Genomic DNA, 17,531 nt, shown 5'->3' with positions numbered 1-17,531 from the left:
CCAAGCTGACAGAACTTGATCTAATTTACAGGTATTGTGATGAAATCTAGAATTCAGTCCATTTTCTGGGGCTTCGGTCTGATTTTACTGGTCATGTTTGTGGCGATCGCTCCGGCTTTCCCCGCGAGTGCTGAACCTCTATCTATTATCAGCTATAATGTCGAATCTGATGATCTTGACGATACTGATCCTCATTTAGTGGCTGAGGATATTCGTGAAATTGTGGGGGCTGATTTGTGGGGACTATCGGAAGTTGCTGATCAAGCAGCAGCGGATATTTTTACGGAGGCGGTTGCTGTTCCGGGATCGGATTTTAAGTCGATCTTTGGAACGACAGGAAGCCTCGATAAGTTGCAGATTATCTACAATCAAAATAAACTTGATCTTCTTGAGCGTGAAGAACTCGATAATATTGGCGGTTCGCGATCGCCATTAGTGGCTCATTTTAAGTTTTTACCGACGGGTCAAGAGTTTTTATTTACGGTTAATCATTTTAACCGAGGAAGTGAGAGTAAACGCAACCAACAAGCGGAAAATTTACGAGACTGGGCAGCCGCACAATCTTTGCCTGTGATTGCAGTTGGAGATTATAACTTTGATTTTGATTTGGATAAAAAAAAGGGAAATAAGGCTTTTGATCTTTTCGTAAGAAAAGATGTGATGACTTGGATTAAGCCGAATTGTTTAAAAACGAATTCTTGTCCGCTCACGGGAACTCAATGCGATCCTAAATATGCCAGTATTTTAGATTATGTTTTTGTCTCTCAGATGGCAAAGAAGTGGCCCTGTGAATCTGATATTTTGTTCGTTCAAAATCAGGTTTGTCAAAAAGAAAAAGAGGGATTTTCGGATCACTATCCTCTTATGGCTAATTTTAGCATTCCTTAGACTATCAAACTTATCTAGATCTGATCGCGATCGCTATCAATTATAATTGAGTTAGGTGATCGCTTTTTTGATGTTAAGTTGTTTTCAAAGGATCATGTTGAAACTGACTCTGAATTAAATTCCTATGTCTGAAACGACTCCCATAACTCCCTATCTAACAAGCCTTCCTCCAACTCAGGAAGAACTCCCCTACGATGATGGAGAACCGATGGAAAGCCAACGTCATCAATTTCAAATGGAAATCCTGATCAATACCTTGCAACCTTGGATGGCTTCGCGTTCCGATGGGTTTGTTGGGGGGAATATGTTTGTTTATTATAGCTTAGAACAAGTCCGAAATAAAGACTTTCGCGGGCCTGATTTTTTTGCCGTGTTAGGTGTTCCTAAAAAAGAACGTCGGAGTTGGGTGGTGTGGGAGGAAGGAAAAGCCCCAGATGTTGTGATTGAGTTACTTTCTGAGAGTACCGCAGAACTCGATAAAACTGAAAAAAAATACATTTATCAAGATCGTTTACGGGTTTCTGAATATTTTTGGTTTGATCCATTTAACCCAGAAGATCTAGCAGGTTTTTCTCTACAACAAGGCGTTTTTCAACCGATTGACTTCAATCCCCAAAATCAACTCGTTAGTCAAGCTTTAGGATTGAGTTTAGTTCGTTGGTTTGGTGAATATCAAGGGATTGAAGCGACTTGGTTACGATGGGCTGATTTAGACGGAGAGTTATTTCTGCTTCCTCAAGAAATTGCAGAACAAGAATTCCAAAGAGCAGAACAAGCACATCAAAGAGCAGAACAGGAATTCCAACGAGCAGAACAAGTCGAGTCTCAACTCAATCAAGCTGCTCGTACTCTGTTACAACAGGGAATGACTCAAGAACAAGTCATGCAAGTCACCGGATTATCTTTAGCAACAATTCAGGAGTTAATTGATACAAACCGTTAAATTATTGATCCATAATAGTCACTAACCTAAGCGATCTAATGCTCGTTTTCCTCCCCATCGTTCAGCAATTTTATCATCGTAATCATCCGCAATTTCTAACACTGCATTGACAGAAGCTTCGAGTTCAGGTTTATCACAAGTTGAACCCACAATGGTATGCTCAAATACGATATCGCCCTGTTCATCAACTCCAAAAGCCCCAAAGCGCATATTGTGATTTTCTCGTAATAGAAACCGCATTAAATCGGGTGTAAGTTCTGCGCCTGTCACCACGTAAGAGCGAGTGGTGATGATAGAATCATCTTTCCCCCAAGGAGAAACTAAAACTTCTACTTGAGCAGAACCCATAAATAAAGTCAGTCCCGGAACTTCATTTTTCGGACAGGGAAACTTACCGTAAAGTTCCCGCATCCAGCGTTCAACTTTTTCATAGCAAGCTTCTTGTTTAAGAGTCTCAAACCTCATATCTATTTTTTTTCTCTGAATACTTCTACCTCGTTTTAGCACCTTTGGAGTGGTTGTTAGAAAATTTATATCTTTTCTCTAACTTCTCGTCTGAGAGTTCCTGGCGAACCTCTAGCTTGACGAAAGCCAGAATTACCGTAAATAATTGAATAGAGAGGATTAACACTGATAACCGCCTTTAGACGGATAATCTAGGTTGAGAACTCCTTTGATTTTATTGATAGGGGGAATTCTGTATCCTTTCTGAAAAATAATCATTTGAGGATAAATAATCACATGGGTGAACTGTTTACACCACGTCTCGTTGAACCCGTTCTCACGATTTTGGGATCGGTTGGGTTTTTCTTTCTGGCTTTTCAAGCTTTGAAAATGTTAGAAAGATAGGGGATTAATTCAAAAACGTGGGGCGATTTCCCAGTAGAGTTTGACCTGATTAGAGCTAAAATAAAATTGGGGAATCGCAGAATTTTTGATTAGATTGTAGATTAAAGTAAACGATATTGTTTCTTTGACAACACAGAAAGTATTTTTAGCGATTGAATACTATTGTCACTCTGTTGCCTAATTTCCGGGAAATGATCAGATGATTGTTATCACAGTTGAAGCGATACTAATTTTTATCTCAGGAGAAATAATAACAGTCTAAAAGTTCTCTCAGATTTCTGTATACCAGTAGACGATTGAGTCACTGAGAGTTGATCGAGAGAGTGAGGGTTAAAGTTAAATTTACAGATTTTCTATCTTGACAAATAAATCCAGAAAAGTGTTTGATCATGGATAAAAAGTTTTGTTAAAATAGTTTAAGCACAGAAATAGAAGTCGTCGGTACTCTGCCCTTCGGGTTTACCCTACAACGGCTGTTGTGATTGTTGGTCATTCAGCTTGGTGACAAGACCTAAAGTTGTGCTATTCTATTTGCGTTAAAGCTTTTGATTTCCGATAACCCTTGTGAACTGAGTTCTTAATCAATGATTATACCTCAAATCATGTTTATTAATGTGTAATCATGTTTAGTGTTTTCAATTTCCAAAAGCATTAAACTATAGGTTAACCTTTAACCCCCCTAGCTTGATCGCTAACTGCTGTTGAGTTATAGGCTGTTTTTGTTCTGGAGGCTTTTAGCTTCTGATCAACAAAATCAGGAATGGGGATGATACTTGCGGAAATTACGAGGTAACACTCGTACAAAGATGTAAACCTCTAATAACGAGCTTTGGCTAACCTCATTTGGAGAAGGAGGAAGCTTCTATGAATATTGTTCAAGGATACAATCCACGCCGTATTCCCCCCGATATTGCAATTCGCAAAGTCAAAGGGGTATTGCTGATCGAAAAATCAGGTGACGATGTTTATGTTTATCCTGATGAGATCAACTGGGAACTGAAACTAAATGTTCAACTAGCAACTGAATATGAGTTAAAAATATTAGCAGATAGCTATTGGGAACTTGATGGTTTTTACTGTATTAATAGGATTACCCATACGATTAGTTACCTGGGAACAGAGTGGAATGATGTGATTTTAGGGCTAAAGTTTAGACAACTGTCAGCTTGAAGTTAGTCAATTGAGGAGTCTTCTCTCGAAAAAGTCTGAAGCTTAACCTGCATAAGCTCGAATCACTTAGCGATAGATATCAGTAAGTATAAGTTCTTTTAGACGACTTAGACAAATGTTCATAATGAGCCTACGATAACAGTTGACTTCCTCTACAATTGTAGAAACAGTTTGCTAACCGTACAAGTATTGTTAAATTTGAGTCGGTTAAATTATGAATTGAAGTAAATAAACTTAAAGATTAAAAAAATTTGAGAGGATAAAGCTAAACTTGGCTTATACTGATTATCAAAGAATGAGTTAGGGTGACTAATAATCTATCAATATTCAATCTACCAGGGTGTCTCTACTATGATTAATCAAGTAAAAACGGAAAGCTTTTCTTCTCCGACAGACTCGGATTTACACAATTGCGACTTTCATTCTAAACTCGAGAAGCGACAAGTTGAAATTTGTCAATTTTTGATTCAAATTGTTAATCAATGGTCTCCCGAGAAAGTCCTGGATGAGTTTGAACAAATTTTTGTTTATTTGAATTGTACCGAAAATCCAACTATTAATCAAGCCTTAAATCGTATTCTGATTGATCAAAGTCAGTCTATCTTTTCTGCAACACTCAAACAATCCTTCTATATTTTAATCAATAACTGGACAATTAATAAAAAGCAAGAATATGTTGAAGCTCTATTTAAACGAATTGACTCTGCAAACTATCAAGAACAACGAATTTCTCCGAGTGTTAATCTCCTGAGAAAATGGACATATAACTTTTTGCAAAGTCAAGATTATCAAGATATTTGTCACTATGCGTTGCAGTCGCAATCTCAATGGATAAACCGTTATCAATCCTATCTTCTATCAACCCAAATTAATCGCAGTCAGTCTCAAGCACAACATCAAGTTACGATTAACTTAGCCAAACAAATTAAAGACAAATATAATTTTGATCTCGCGATGTATGTGGCTCGTTCCCAATCTCCAGGAACCCAACTCCAAACTCTCAGTAACCCAACTCAGTTGGGAGACGAAGCGATTAACTTAATCAAAAAAACCATCTCAACTGAGCGCGTTTTCAGTTATGCTCATCAAGCCGATATCTTTTTAGAACAAACCCAAAACTATAATTATCGGGAGTTTAAAGAAGGTTTTCTCAACTACTTAATGCTTCATGTCTCCTCTCAATATCCAGCGAATCAAATTCGAGAGAAACTTCAAAATAAACTCGAAAAATTTGATTCTCAACATAATTACAAAACCGTTACAAAATCCTATATTTCTAAAACCTGCAAACAATTAATCAGACTCCTGACAACTGAAAACACCAAATCACCCTCTACCCCATTTTTCCTCTTAGTTGAACGGGGAAACTACCTCACTCTAGTTTTTCTCTTATTAAAAATAGTTTTAATTTCTAAATCTGCTCAAATCTATTTAGAATGCTGTATTGCGAATCTCATTCAATACTATGAAAACTATGAGGAAAAAGAATGTCAGCACTTTATCAAGTTTCTGGAAGTTTTCAATCTGGTTTTTACCCTATTTACCACCAACGTTCAATATCACTTAGTCAATTTAGAGAACAATCTATCCAATGAAGAATCTAGCACAGAGTTAGACACCTATCGTTTATTTTGTCAATTTAAAGGCCCTGATCTTCGCCATGCAAATCTGAGATCTCTAAACTTAAGTAATGCCGATCTTAAAGGGGCTAATCTCCGAGAAACCGACTTACAGGGAATGGATTTGATTCAAGTCGATTTACGGTTAGCTAACCTCAGCAGTGCCAATCTCAGTGGTGCTACGTTAAACGAAGCTAAACTTTTAATTGCTAATTTAAACCATACAGATTTAAGCGATGCAAGCTTAGTGAAAACAGATCTGCGGCGGGCTGATCTTCAATCTGCTAACCTGACTCACGCCAGTTTAACCAGTGCAAAATTAGGTCATGCTAACCTAAAAAATGCCAATTTAAGTACCGCTAACTTGATGGCAGCTAGTTTAAATTCAGCGAATTTAAGTGATGCCAATTTATCTCATGCTAATTTAGAATGCGCTAACCTCAAAGGGGCTAATTTAACGGGTGCAAATCTCAGTTATGCCAACTTGCGAGGCGCCAATTTAAGTGGTGTTAACTTAAGGGGTGCCAATTTGTCTTATGCTGATCTCAGACGGGTAAATCTTTCTCAAGTCAACCTCGATAGTGCCTACCTCAGAGGTGCAAATCTCTACCGTGCGAATATCAGTCGTAGTAGTCTCAAACAAACAAATTTGATCAAAGTTAATCTCAGTGGCGTGAACCTCAGTAGTTCAGAATTACAAGAGGCAAACTTGAGTTCAACCTATCTGCGTCATACCAACTTTACACAAGCTAATTTGAGTGATGCTAACTTATCTCATGCTGATTTAACTCGGGCTAATTTAATTTATGCAAATCTCTCAAATACAAATTTGAGCTATACTTCTATTCGTCATGCAGAGTTAAATCAAGCCAATCTTTCTAATGCAAATTTAACAGGTGCGAACTTATTTGGAAGTCACTTAAACCAAGCCAATCTAGAAGGAGTCACGTTTGAATATTGTTCAGGATTACCGAATCTTCTCAAACATCAATTAGGAGTCGATCAATTTGATCTCGATAGCGACACGTTTATGGAGCAATTTGTCGATTAACAATTTCAATCCGTTTAACAAAGTGATCTTCTCGAAATTTTAACTGTTGAGCAACTTGTAACCCTTGCTGATAGGCGGCTAAAGCACGTTGATATGCTTTTTGATCAAAATAAACTTGACCCATATTATCATATACATTCATCATACCATAAAAATTGTAGGATTGTTGCTCGATTAATAACTGAGCTTGATATAATTCAATCGCAGTTTGGGTTTGATTTTGAGAACGATATAATCGTGCTAATCTTCCTAAAGCATCACTGGCATTTGCTAGCTGTTGAATTGTGGTCGCAACCGTATAAGCCTCTTGGTAGTTTTGACTGGCTTGTTGTAATTGACCTAGCTTTTCATAGTCTAAACCAATGGATAACTTTAAATCGGGAAGGGGTTGGAAATTTTGTAATTGTGAATAATAACCCACTAATCTTTCTTTCGCAGCAATAGACTTTAAGGGTTGTTCTAACTGTCCATAAATAAACGATAAATCTTGCAGAGATTTAACTTCACTGGGTTGATTAATCGTCTCACCTTCTGCGTTAACTTGAGGAGGAGGAGGAGGGGGTAAAATTCCCTCAGTTCGTAACAATTTAATCTGTTGTTGTGTCTCTAATAATTCCTCATAAACTTGCGCTGCGGCTTGATAATCTAACCAACTTAGATAAACTTGACCCATTTCACTCAACGCCTGTTCTTCTTGGATGAGATTTTCTTGTTGACGGGCGTAATCAAGCAAAGTTTGATAGGTTTCAATTGCTAATTCTTTTTCTCGGGTTTCTTTAAATGCTGTTCCTAATGCTTCTAAAACTTCCAGATCAAGTGTTTCTTCTAATTTGATCTGTTGTAAAATCTCATCTAAACGTTCGACAAGAAACTGAAGATAGAGACGTTGACTATTATTCCAGGCAATTAAACCAACTCGTTGTAAAGCAGTAATTTCGGGTAATAATCCAAAATAACGCCGTAATCTTAACTCCCGAGTCCATAAATTAAATGCACCAAATGGATCATTTTGTTCGAGTAAGAGTAATGCTTCTTCGTTGAGTTTATCTAATTCAGGTGCTAGTTGTTCCTGTTGTGTTTCATTGAGTAAATCTCCAACAACTGGAGGATTGGGTAATAAGGGATCGGGTTCGGTACTTTCTAAGGGATTGGGTGAAAATTGATCGAGAACTTGAGGATTTTCTTCGGCTTGGGGATTGTTTTCATTTTGAGAAAAAGCAGTTAAGTTTCCATAACTTACCCCTAAAATTACACTCACTAAAGTTACAAATCCAATTCTAAAAACTCGCGTTAATTTATCCGTCATAGCATTGCATCAAATAATAGATTGATAGCCTAAAAATTGTTTTAAATTTAACAAAAAAAAGGAACTTGATGGTTTATACTATCATTATGGTAAAGTTTGGGCATACTCTAACCTATTTTAAGACGGCGACGAAGGAAAATTTGTTCACGACTGATTGCAGAAGCCAAACCGCCTAGCGTGCAATAGATTCTGACACAAACGGGAACTTAGCACAAGGTGGAAATGCCACAAAAAATCCTCAATGCGATCGCATGAGAGAAACTCTCTCAACGCTTAGGGTTGCAAGGGTTCGTCGGACTAAAATGTGATGGGGTGAGGTGACGAGAGAGGGTTTCTATTAAAGAAAGCCATTTTTCACCTCAAAAAAACTCTCTCTCCCCAGCAAAAGCGTGAGATAATAATCCACAGAAGTTTGGGGAAAGCATCGTGAACGAACACAACACCATCAAACCAAGTTCGCTATCCGGTCAAGTTAGACTGCGAAAAGGGTATCAACGCTTTTTTCAGTCGGTGGTATCGCTCTTAATATTGTTAACGCTACTGACATCCTGTAGCTTACCTCAAGTCTCCGCAGAAGATCGAATCTTTCTCGACTTTTCTCTCGACTTTTTAGGAGAATATTCACTCACCCAACCCACCCAATTTAACAATTATTCTATCGGTCATCTATCCGGCATTACTTACGCACTTCCCGGCTACAATAAGAGTACAGCAGAAGGAATTTATTTCTACGCTTTAGCCGATGATCAAAAAGAAAACTTAGCTCGATTTTATACCCTCAAATTTGATTTAACCTCAGCCGCTCAAACCTCCTTAAATCAGATCACAATCGAAAACGAAACCCAACTCAAAGATCAATCCGGTCAACCTCTCTCTTTAACGACAACTCATCCCAAAAGTCTCACCTTTTCACCGCGAAATTCCCTGTTTATCGCTACCGAAAATAGAGTCGAGGATCAGAGTTTACCGTTGATTGGAGAATTTGACCTCGAAACTGGAAAACTTCGCAATACCATTCCCATTCCGCCGAATTATATTCCCACCATTGAAGACGGAAAACAACAACTGGGTATCTCTGCAAACTCTGGGTTTAAATCAATGACGATTGCACCCGATGGCTTTAGTCCGGGTGGAAAAGATCCCTTTCGTTTATTTACCTCAACTGAAACCTCATTAGTTCAAGATACTGATACAGATGGAGCGACAAAACTACGAATCTTACACTATGTTATCGCCGATCGCTCTTCTTTTCTGGTGTCTGAAAATCTTTATCCTTTAGAAGCCGACGAAACCTCACCTCCTCAGTTAGTCGATATTGTTGCCCTCAATCAAGGTGGCTACTTTCTTAGTTTAGAGCGATCATCAAACTCAGGTCAAATTTATCAAGTGTTTACAGGCGACTCCACCGATACCTCCAGAATTGCCAGTTTACGCGGAGAATTGCGGAAAGTGCAACCGATGCGAAAAAAACTATTATTCGAGTTTAACCCACTCAATATATCCGTCAATTCTCTCACCAGTATGACATTAGGGCCACGTTTAGCTTCAGGAGGTCAAAGTTTAGTGTTAATGAGTGAAGATGACAACAAAACCCCCCAATTTTTACTCTTTAGCCTCAAGCAAAGTTGAATCTGTTATCCTGATCAAAAATTTACGAATTACAAGAAAATGACTCATTCAACCGACATTGAAACGTTAGCCCGCTGGATGGCTTCCGACTTTAGCAACCAACCCCAGGCGTTTGAAAATCCCCCCTTTTTCGCCCACATTCGGGTTTGTATGCGTCCGTTACCGATAGAATTCTTAGAGGGAGTTAGTCTTTACCTCGAACAAGCCTATGATTACATGATTAATCAACCCTATCGCGTGCGAATTCTCAAATTCATTCCTCGCGAAGATTATATCGAGATCGAAAACTACGCCTTAGAGAACCCAGAACAGTTTTACGGTGCCTCTCGTCAACCGGAACGGCTTAAAGACCTGAAAATTGAACAACTGCGAAAACTCCCCTGTTGTAGCTTTATTACCCGTTGGACAGGTCATAGTTTTAAAGGCGAAGTTGAACCCGGAAAAGGATGTATGGTCGAACGCAAAGGTCAACTTACCTATCTCGATAGTTGGTTTGAAGTTCATGAAAATGGTATGATTAGCCATGACCGAGGACGACATCCTGAAACCGATGAACACGTTTGGGGGTCAGTCGCCGGACCCTTTGAGTTTGTCCGTTGGGGAAGTTTTGCCTCAGAGGTCAAAATTTAATTAACTTCAACAAAACAGTCCGCACGATACCCAGTTTTTGATCCATTAACCCTCTACCCACAATATCGTCTGTATCTCTGGCTAGGAAACACTTTTAGGATTTAAAACCTTGGCAACTACTCTCTCAACACTATCCAAAACACTTTTTAGAGGGTAGATTAACCGGAGCAAACAGCTAGTGGGAAAGGGAAAAAAGGGGTCTTGTGGAATTAGTTAAAACAGGGGAAACCTGAGAATAACTGTCCCTAAGACCCTATTTTGAATCATTCCATAAAACCAATAACTTTCTTATTAGAATAGTATCCTCTCAGCGAAATACGAAACAAAAGATTAACAACGTAGTAATGGGGTGAAAGTAAAACCCTTACCATTCTTGCCGCTAGGCACAATGCGGAACCCGGGACTTGAACCCGGAAGTCCTTGCGAACACTAGAACCTGAATCTAGCGCGTCTACCAATTCCGCCAGTTCCGCTTTCTGTACTTAATTGCACAAGATTATATTATCGGGCGATTTTTTAGTTTTGTCAACCCTCTTAAAGAATAATTTCACCAACTCCTTAAGGCAGAGGTACGAAGTCATAGCCAACCCCCGAACGATTTCCCGGTTGAATCTCAACCAATTGTACGGCTTGATTGCGATCGCCAGACGGTAAAAATTTAATCACACTCGTCGCTCCCTCAGCCGAAAAATTAGACGCAGAAAGCGCCTGTTGAACCCCGGTGCGTGACGGTTGTTCTTGGATACCCGTAATTAACGCTTGGGTGGCATCATAAGCCATCACAGTCCGCCAATTGACATCCCCTCTCCAAAGTTGATTTGCTTCTTGTGTAAATCGAGAATAGGGATCAGCGAGAATATGCCAAGGAACCGCTACTACAACCCCTGTACTGTCGCCCCCAACTTTCAAGGTGTCAACTGCATAAAAATCATCTCCCGCTAAAATTGGCAGTTGTTTACGGTTGACTCGCACGACTTGTAACGCTTTTTCCACCGTAGAAGAATCGGGAAAGAGTACAATAACTTCTACTCCCTGCTGGAAAGCTGTATCCAGACTTTTGAACGCATTAAAGTCAGAATAAGATAGATCAAACACATCCACAACTTCTCCGCCATCGCCATAAAGAGCCGTTATAAATTCATCTTTGAGCGACTGACTGTAGGCACTCTGGCTATTATAAAAAATAACCGCTTTTTGTTGGTTGAGTTCCCCTATCATATATTTTACGAGTTGATTGGCGGCAAAGCGATCGCTCGGTACGGTACGAAATATATAATCTCCCGCAGTTGAGAGTTTAACCGAGGTACTGATCGGGGAAATTGCCACTAAATTTCCCTCTTCATAAATCGGTGCAGCCGCCAAAGAAACACCGCTGGAATAGTGACCCACCACGCCTAAAATCTCATTATTATTTACTAAAGTTTCGGCGACTGTTTGAGCAAGTTCTGCGTTATTTTTATCGTCTGCAATCACAACTTTTAGAGGAATCCCCACAATTCCACCCGCTTGATTAATTTCATTTTGGGCTTGCGCTACTCCCCGTAAAACTGCTTCCGCCGTTCCCATAGAGTTGGGGTCTCCTATCGGAACGGCGACAGCAATTGTATAGGCTTTTTGCTTTCCAATACGAGCATTGTTTAAATAAACTAACGCTTCGGGATCGTTCGGTTTTTTTTGGAGTGAAGCTTCTAAATTCCTAACGGCTTCTTGATATTTTCCAGACGCTAAAGCAGTTAACCCGGCTTGTTTTTCCGGAGGGATAGACTTAGGAATTAAACTCTTTTCTCCCTGACTGATTACATTCTCAACTGAGGGAATAGATCTGGAAGTTTGAGAGGAAGATGAACCTTCAACAGCAGTTGGAGAAGTATTAATATTGTTTGAACGAGTAAAAAACCAATATCCAACTCCGAGTAAACTTCCTGTAATTAACAAGGCTAAAGCCAGAGTCGTTAGTTCTTTTTGATTGGAGATTTTCGACATCGGCTGAAAACTATAACGACAAATTTTAACGTTCTAATTCGAGTATATCCTATTTTTTCAATTAAATCCTGTTTTTGTTAAATTAAAAGTCAACTTGCATAAGCTTATGCCGTCGCGAACTATATGTTTAAATGGAGAATCAAATTAATCCTTCACAACAGTTGCAAAAAAATTTCTATTGACCAAAGTTTATCGAGAACGAGTGTGCTACAACTATCTAACTGCGAGTCAACTCCCGGCAATTAATAATGTTCGGACTAGAGTGGGTCTTTTTTATGGCAATATTGACCGAAAAGTATAACGAAAAATTTAACTATCTGATGCGAGTAAATCCCGCCTGTTCAATTTTATGAGACATAAAATTAAAACCAAAATAGAGTTTTTCAAAATCCGGTTTACAAAAAACGATAGAGAATTAAATAAATTAAACGAAATAAAGTAGTCATAGCAACACAACCCAAAGCACCTAAAATGGGAAAAATGATCACACCAGATAACGGAATACCTTGTCCGAATAGGGGAATAAAGATGACTACGGCTAGGGAAATTAACGGTAAAATAACTTGCTCTTTTGTTTCGATCCAACGGCGATATTGAGCAAAAATTAATCCTCCGAATGTACCGCCAATAATTAAAGCCAGAAGCGGAAGTGAACCTCCCAACAAACCATTTACTGCAATTCGTAATAAAGCAATTTCAAAACCCGTAAATGCTGCTCCTTTTAACAGATTTATTGTCGAAAAAGAAACCGAAGAAGGTGAAGACTGAATTTGAGTTTGAGGGTGAATAAAAACAGGTGAAATAGGATTGGCTATCGGTGTTGGTAAAGGAGTAGGAGAGGGAGAAGGAGCATTTAACAGCTTAAGAACTTGTTCGGCTGAACCAAAGCGATCGCTCGGTGTAGACTGAAGCATTTTGTCTAAAATATCAGCGAGAGAATCGGAAACTTGGGTTTTATCTTTCCAATTCCAGCGACCATTATGACTATCATAAAGTTCTTTAGGGTCTTTTCCCGTTAACAGCACAATACAAGTTACAGCTAAAGCATATAAGTCCGTCGAAGGGAAAACATCATGACCTCGCATTTGTTCAGGGGGAGCGTACCCCATCGAAAAAATTCCGGTCGATTTCCCCAAATTATTCGCCTGTTGAGTCACCTGTTTAACCGCACCAAAATCGAGTAAATAAAGACGACCCTGGCGATCGCGCATAATATTAGATGGTTTAATATCCCGATGAATCACATCTTGATCGTGAACAAATTGCAAAACCTTGAGAATTTCTTCTAAAACTTCTCGCACTTTTTCTTCAGAAAATTGACCTTCCATAGCGAGTTCGGCTTCTAAATCTTGACCGTCAATATAGTCTTGAACGATATAGAAAAATTGCTGAGTTTGTGAAGATTGCCAGCCGGAAGATTCTAGGGGAAAATAGGCAAGAAGATTGGGAATTTGCGGGTGTTGATTTCCCAATTCATCCAAAACCACCGCTTCTTTTTCAAACAGTTTTTGTGCAGTTTCTAGCTGAGAAGGACTGAGATCACTAGAAGGTTGAAACAGTTTCACCACACATTTTCGCAACGTTGGAGAACGGCGATCGCAAGCCAAAAAAGCGGCTCCAAACCCACCTTGACCGAGTAAGCGTGAGGGTAGATAACGACCATCTAAAATTAGAGGCATCCCACAAGTTGTACAATACTTTTGCTGTACTGTTTTGAGAGTGGTCTTGTCATCGAGGTCAGCAAACAGATTTTCGGGACGGGGACACCCTGGACGAGTACAATGAATTTTCATAGAGATAATCAGTGGCTAGTCAAGCGTCACTCCTTGTCATTTGGTTCTTATTATTATCTCACCCTAACATCTACATTTTATGTCGATCAGAGCCAAAAAAGGGCAACTGTAGATTTAAACTCTTGAATTTTCGGCTACTTTTCCGGGTTAATTTCTCAGCCATTTTAACAAAAATTTAACTTTATTTATGTTCTCAAAAATTTGAGGGGGATGAATGGAGACTTACTCAGTTGAAACAGGTTCTTCACGAGTTAAGTTCAGTTTTTGAGTTGAAAATCGAGGTAAGACATCTCGACTAAAGGCTTCAGCGGCTTTTGATTGATAGCGGTTAGGATTGACAATCACAGAGAGCATTCGTTGAACTGTGACCCCTTCTATTTTCATTTGATGAAGCACGCCCATTTGCAATTCCTTTTCAATGGCAGAAGTCGAGACAAACGCGGCTCCTAAGCCGGCTTGAACTGTATTTTTAATCGCTTCAATGGAGTTGAGTTCCATCTCAATTTGCAGACGACGAGGATCAATATTAGAGCGAGTAAGAACTTGATCAATCACTTTGCGAATGGTAGATTGAGAGTCGAGGGCGATAAACTGCAACTTATAAAGATCTTCTTTTTGAATACTTTCTTGTTTAGCAAAGCGATGAAAAACAGGTAAAATCAAAGCCAATTCATCTTCAATATAAGGCTGAATGGTAATTGATTCATGGAGTTCTGGAGGGACTTCACCCCCAATAATTGCCAAATCAATTTGACCATTGGCAACACTCCAAGCCGTGCGTCGAGTGGAATGAACGTGTAACTGTACCGCAACATCAGGATATTGCTTGCGAAACAGTCCGATCATGCGGGGAAGGAGGTAAGTTCCAGTCGTTTGAGAGGCGCCGACAATCAGCGTTCCCCCTTGTAAGTTTTGGAGATCCTCAATCGCGCGACAAGTTTCTTGACACAAACTGAGGATTTTTTCACCATAACTCAACAGGAGATGTCCGGCTTCTGTCAATTTTGCCCGACGCCCTCCGCGATCAAATAGAGGTACATTAAGCTGTCGTTCTAGGTTTTGAACTTGTAAACTGATAGCAGGTTGTGAGACATACAAACTATCAGCCGCCCGCTTAAAGCTTCCCTCAGCCGCGATCGCTTTGAGAATGCGTAATTGGTCTAAGGTGAACGGAACATCTGACATAACTTTTTCTAGCTAATGGTTTAATATTCAACAATACCCAAATTACAGATCCGACACAACAGGAAACACGCACCTGGTGAGTTTAGATTTAGAATGAAATTTTTTCTCCTTTCATGTCAACCACTTGTTAACTGTTGTAGATCGAATCAATAATTCGGACTGTTGGAAACCTAGACTTTTTTTTCACTCAACTCCGACTGCACCCGAGAGGAATCGGATAATACCTCCACCGCTTCAGAGGATTGATAATCTAGGTCGTATTTACCCAAACCGGGTGTAGAAAACTGAGGTAAAATCTCTTTGACAAAAGCTTCAGCTGCTTTTGATTGATAGCGATGGGGATTAGAGATCGCCGAGAGAATGCGAGTAATGATTACCCGATCAACCTTGAGGGTTTGCAACACCCCCATACTTAATTCCTTTTCAATTGCTGAGGTGGAGACAAATGCGACACCCAAACCCGACTGAACGGCATTTTTGATCGCTTCAATAGAACTTAACTCCATCTCAATTTTTAGACGAGTCGTATCAATACCCGCACGAGTCAGAACTTGATCAATAACGCGACGAATTGTAGACTGAGTATCCAAACTGATGAATTGAAGGTGATATAAATCTTCTTGGGCAATGATCTCCTGTTGAGCAAAAGGATGAGAAATGGGGACAATTAATGCCAATTCATCGCGAGCATAAGGCACAATTTCCAGAGATTGTGCAAGTTCGACAGAAATTTCTCCACCCACAATGGCTAAATCAATTTGTCCATTGACCACACTCCAAGCAGTGCGGCGAGTGGAATGAACGTTTAACTGTACTGCAACGTTGGGGTATTTTTGCCGAAATAATCCAATCATTCTCGGGAGTAGATAAGTCCCCGTGGTTTGAGATGCCCCGACAACGAGTGTACCCCCTTTCAGATTTTGTAAATCTTCGATGGCGAGGCGGGTTTCCTGACACAGCGACAGGACTTTCTCTCCGTAACTGAGGAGCAGATGGCCCGCTTCGGTCAGTTGGGCGCGACGTCCGGCCCGGTCAAACAACGGTACATCTAGCTGTCGTTCTAAATTTTGGACTTGAAGACTGATCGCAGGTTGTGAGACAAATAAGCTATCAGCCGCCCGCTTGAAGCTTCCTTCGGCCGCGATCGCTTTGAGAATGCGTAATTGGTCTAGTGTGAATGGCAGGTCAGACATAAGACTTCACCTCAACAAGCCAGAGAAGCTTTAAGGGAAAATAAGAAGGGATCAAGTTCTTTCAGCATACTGCGGTTCGGATTTGTATTGAAGTTAACTTTATTATCGACTGAAGAGGTGACAATCGTGGATCAATGGCTAACATCGAGCCATATTGTGATGTTGGGGTTGCTGTTTGGCTTTGCGATCGCTCATAGTGGTTTAGCAGCATTGCGCCCTTGGGGGGAACAACTTATCGGCCCTCGACTTTATCGGATTTTATTTGCGCTGGTGAGTTTACCGTTAGCGGTGGTGTTGATTATTTACTTTTTCAATCACCGTTATGATGGAGTACAACTTTGGCAAGTTAAACAGTATCCTTTTGTTATACCCCTAGTCTGGGGATTATCGGCTGTCTCGTTTGTGTTTCTCTATCCGGCAACGTTTAACCTGCTGGAAATCGCGGCAATTGAAAAACCGCAAGTTCATCTCTACGAAACTGGGATCATTCGGATTACTCGTCATCCTCAGATGGTGGGACAAGTGATTTGGTGCATCGCTCACACGCTTTGGCTCGGTACAAGCTTCACATTGGTGACTTCGATCGGTTTGGTTGCTCATCACCTATTTGCGGTTTGGCACGGCGACAGGCGCATGAGAGCGCGTTATGGTGAAGCATTTGATGCAGTTCGGGATCGCACTTCTGTGATACCCTTTTTGGCAATACTTCAGGGTCGTCAAACTTTGCAGTGGCAGGAGTTTGTCCGCTGGTCTTATCTGGGTGTTGCTATTTTCATTATTCTCTTGTGGCAAGCTCATCCATTTTTGATAGGTGCCACAAGTAACGTAGCCTGGTAGCATGATCCCAGTGATATTAAACGTTCATTAATAAAAAATTTCCAAGATGATGCTGCTTTCAATTCGTGAGCAAAATTTTACAAAAGAGGTCTTGGGTGCCTCTACTCCAGTCCTTGTTCATTTCTGGGCGCCCTGGTGTGGGTTGTGTCGGATCATTGTTCCTCAGTTACACCAATTTCAAGACAACTGGCAAGATCAGGTCAAAGTGCTTGGGGTGAATGCGGATCAAAGTCTTAAACTCGCAAGCACCTACCGTCTCCAGACTTTACCCACGCTGATCTTATTCGATAACGGTCAAGAATTACATCGACTTGAACATTTTCATGGACGGGAAGATCTGCGACGGACTCTTGATGAGTTTATGCAAAATCACCAAAATCGATCTTCTTCTGTTTCCCTGTCTACCCATGAATATCTCTCTCTAGAAGCCTAAGCGTGCTTGAATTTTAATTCCA

Annotated in this window: 14 protein-coding genes and 1 tRNA gene; 8 read left to right on the top strand and 7 right to left on the bottom strand. The window is 40.1% G+C overall.

Going from position 1 to position 17,531, the window contains the following annotated elements; translation table 11 throughout:
• Positions 1-39: 39 nt before the first annotated feature.
• Positions 40-888: an endonuclease/exonuclease/phosphatase family protein gene (locus tag M595_RS12315; RefSeq protein WP_023066599.1), complete on the top strand. Its 849-nt coding sequence runs from the start codon at positions 40-42 to the stop codon at positions 886-888.
• Between the two features lie 124 nt (positions 889-1,012).
• The gene (locus tag M595_RS12310) at positions 1,013-1,831 is read left to right on the top strand and encodes a Uma2 family endonuclease (RefSeq protein WP_023066556.1); all 819 of its coding nucleotides are present in this window, start codon (positions 1,013-1,015) and stop codon (positions 1,829-1,831) included.
• 21 nt (positions 1,832-1,852) lie between these two features.
• On the opposite strand, the gene M595_RS12305 is transcribed toward M595_RS12310, so the two are convergent.
• Positions 1,853-2,296 (bottom strand): T3SS (YopN, CesT) and YbjN peptide-binding chaperone 1, encoded by a 444-nt coding sequence (locus M595_RS12305; protein ID WP_023066558.1) that lies wholly within the window; start codon positions 2,294-2,296, stop codon positions 1,853-1,855.
• A 1,248-nt stretch (positions 2,297-3,544) separates the two neighbouring features.
• Here M595_RS12305 and M595_RS12300 point away from each other — a divergent pair.
• Both M595_RS12300 and M595_RS12295 read left to right on the top strand, forming a co-directional pair.
• Positions 3,545-3,850 (top strand): hypothetical protein, encoded by a 306-nt coding sequence (locus tag M595_RS12300; RefSeq protein WP_023066605.1) that lies wholly within the window; start codon positions 3,545-3,547, stop codon positions 3,848-3,850.
• Positions 3,851-4,201: 351 nt separating this feature from the next.
• Positions 4,202-6,520 carry a pentapeptide repeat-containing protein gene (locus M595_RS12295; RefSeq protein WP_023066542.1) on the top strand — a complete coding sequence of 773 codons (2,319 nt, stop codon included), beginning with the start codon at positions 4,202-4,204 and terminating at the stop codon, positions 6,518-6,520.
• Here the strand turns inward: M595_RS12295 and M595_RS12290 are convergent.
• A complete protein-coding gene (locus M595_RS12290) occupies positions 6,498-7,826 on the bottom strand; it encodes a tetratricopeptide repeat protein (RefSeq protein ID WP_023066585.1) in 1,329 nt (442 codons plus the stop codon). The two genes, M595_RS12295 and M595_RS12290, sit on opposite strands and share 23 nt — an antisense overlap.
• A gap of 426 nt (positions 7,827-8,252) precedes the next feature.
• Here M595_RS12290 and M595_RS12285 point away from each other — a divergent pair, with 426 nt between their 5' ends.
• Positions 8,253-9,455 carry an esterase-like activity of phytase family protein gene (locus M595_RS12285; RefSeq protein ID WP_023066526.1) on the top strand — a complete coding sequence of 401 codons (1,203 nt, stop codon included), beginning with the start codon at positions 8,253-8,255 and terminating at the stop codon, positions 9,453-9,455.
• A 39-nt stretch (positions 9,456-9,494) separates the two neighbouring features.
• Positions 9,495-10,085, top strand: a complete 591-nt coding sequence (locus M595_RS12280) for a chromophore lyase CpcT/CpeT (RefSeq protein ID WP_023066528.1) — start codon at positions 9,495-9,497, stop codon at positions 10,083-10,085.
• 389 nt (positions 10,086-10,474) lie between these two features.
• On the opposite strand, the gene M595_RS12275 is transcribed toward M595_RS12280, so the two are convergent.
• From M595_RS12275 to M595_RS12255, 5 genes are all read right to left on the bottom strand, one after another.
• Positions 10,475-10,558: transfer RNA gene (locus M595_RS12275), tRNA-Leu, on the bottom strand.
• Between the two features lie 85 nt (positions 10,559-10,643).
• Positions 10,644-12,068 (bottom strand): ABC transporter substrate-binding protein, encoded by a 1,425-nt coding sequence (locus M595_RS12270; RefSeq protein ID WP_023066580.1) that lies wholly within the window; start codon positions 12,066-12,068, stop codon positions 10,644-10,646.
• 395 nt (positions 12,069-12,463) lie between these two features.
• Complete coding sequence (locus M595_RS12265) at positions 12,464-13,861, bottom strand: serine/threonine-protein kinase (RefSeq protein ID WP_023066578.1); 1,398 nt, start codon at positions 13,859-13,861, stop codon at positions 12,464-12,466.
• Positions 13,862-14,083: 222 nt separating this feature from the next.
• Positions 14,084-15,046 (bottom strand): LysR family transcriptional regulator, encoded by a 963-nt coding sequence (locus M595_RS12260; RefSeq protein ID WP_023066536.1) that lies wholly within the window; start codon positions 15,044-15,046, stop codon positions 14,084-14,086.
• 170 nt (positions 15,047-15,216) lie between these two features.
• Positions 15,217-16,239 carry a LysR family transcriptional regulator gene (locus M595_RS12255; RefSeq protein WP_023066523.1) on the bottom strand — a complete coding sequence of 341 codons (1,023 nt, stop codon included), beginning with the start codon at positions 16,237-16,239 and terminating at the stop codon, positions 15,217-15,219.
• Positions 16,240-16,362: 123 nt separating this feature from the next.
• On the opposite strand from M595_RS12255, the gene M595_RS12250 reads away from it, so the two are divergent.
• Both M595_RS12250 and M595_RS12245 read left to right on the top strand, forming a co-directional pair.
• Positions 16,363-17,076, top strand: coding sequence for an NnrU family protein (locus M595_RS12250; RefSeq protein WP_203419073.1), 714 nt, complete (start codon positions 16,363-16,365; stop codon positions 17,074-17,076).
• Positions 17,077-17,125: 49 nt separating this feature from the next.
• Positions 17,126-17,509 (top strand): thioredoxin family protein, encoded by a 384-nt coding sequence (locus tag M595_RS12245; RefSeq protein ID WP_023066557.1) that lies wholly within the window; start codon positions 17,126-17,128, stop codon positions 17,507-17,509.
• Positions 17,510-17,531: the final 22 nt, after the last annotated feature.

Origin of the sequence: Lyngbya aestuarii BL J, from assembly GCF_000478195.2 — a bacterium.
GTDB lineage: Bacteria > Cyanobacteriota > Cyanobacteriia > Cyanobacteriales > Microcoleaceae > Capilliphycus > Capilliphycus aestuarii.
Note: the sequence above shows the minus strand (reverse complement) of the source record. Positions and strands in the feature narration are given on the sequence as shown.

Excerpts from the sequence above, each read along its gene's own strand:
- M595_RS12290 (WP_023066585.1), bottom strand. The coding sequence starts at position 7,826 with ATGACGGATAAATTAACGCGAGTTTTTAGAATTGGATTTGTAACTTTA.
- M595_RS12295 (WP_023066542.1), top strand. The coding sequence starts at position 4,202 with ATGATTAATCAAGTAAAAACGGAAAGCTTTTCTTCTCCGACAGACTCG.
- M595_RS12310 (WP_023066556.1), top strand. The coding sequence starts at position 1,013 with ATGTCTGAAACGACTCCCATAACTCCCTATCTAACAAGCCTTCCTCCA.
- M595_RS12265 (WP_023066578.1), bottom strand. The coding sequence starts at position 13,861 with ATGAAAATTCATTGTACTCGTCCAGGGTGTCCCCGTCCCGAAAATCTG.
- M595_RS12280 (WP_023066528.1), top strand. The coding sequence starts at position 9,495 with ATGACTCATTCAACCGACATTGAAACGTTAGCCCGCTGGATGGCTTCC.
- M595_RS12260 (WP_023066536.1), bottom strand. The coding sequence starts at position 15,046 with ATGTCAGATGTTCCGTTCACCTTAGACCAATTACGCATTCTCAAAGCG.
- M595_RS12315 (WP_023066599.1), top strand. The coding sequence starts at position 40 with ATGAAATCTAGAATTCAGTCCATTTTCTGGGGCTTCGGTCTGATTTTA.
- M595_RS12300 (WP_023066605.1), top strand. The coding sequence starts at position 3,545 with ATGAATATTGTTCAAGGATACAATCCACGCCGTATTCCCCCCGATATT.
- M595_RS12245 (WP_023066557.1), top strand. The coding sequence starts at position 17,126 with ATGCTGCTTTCAATTCGTGAGCAAAATTTTACAAAAGAGGTCTTGGGT.
- M595_RS12305 (WP_023066558.1), bottom strand. The coding sequence starts at position 2,296 with ATGAGGTTTGAGACTCTTAAACAAGAAGCTTGCTATGAAAAAGTTGAA.
- M595_RS12255 (WP_023066523.1), bottom strand. The coding sequence starts at position 16,239 with ATGTCTGACCTGCCATTCACACTAGACCAATTACGCATTCTCAAAGCG.
- M595_RS12270 (WP_023066580.1), bottom strand. The coding sequence starts at position 12,068 with ATGTCGAAAATCTCCAATCAAAAAGAACTAACGACTCTGGCTTTAGCC.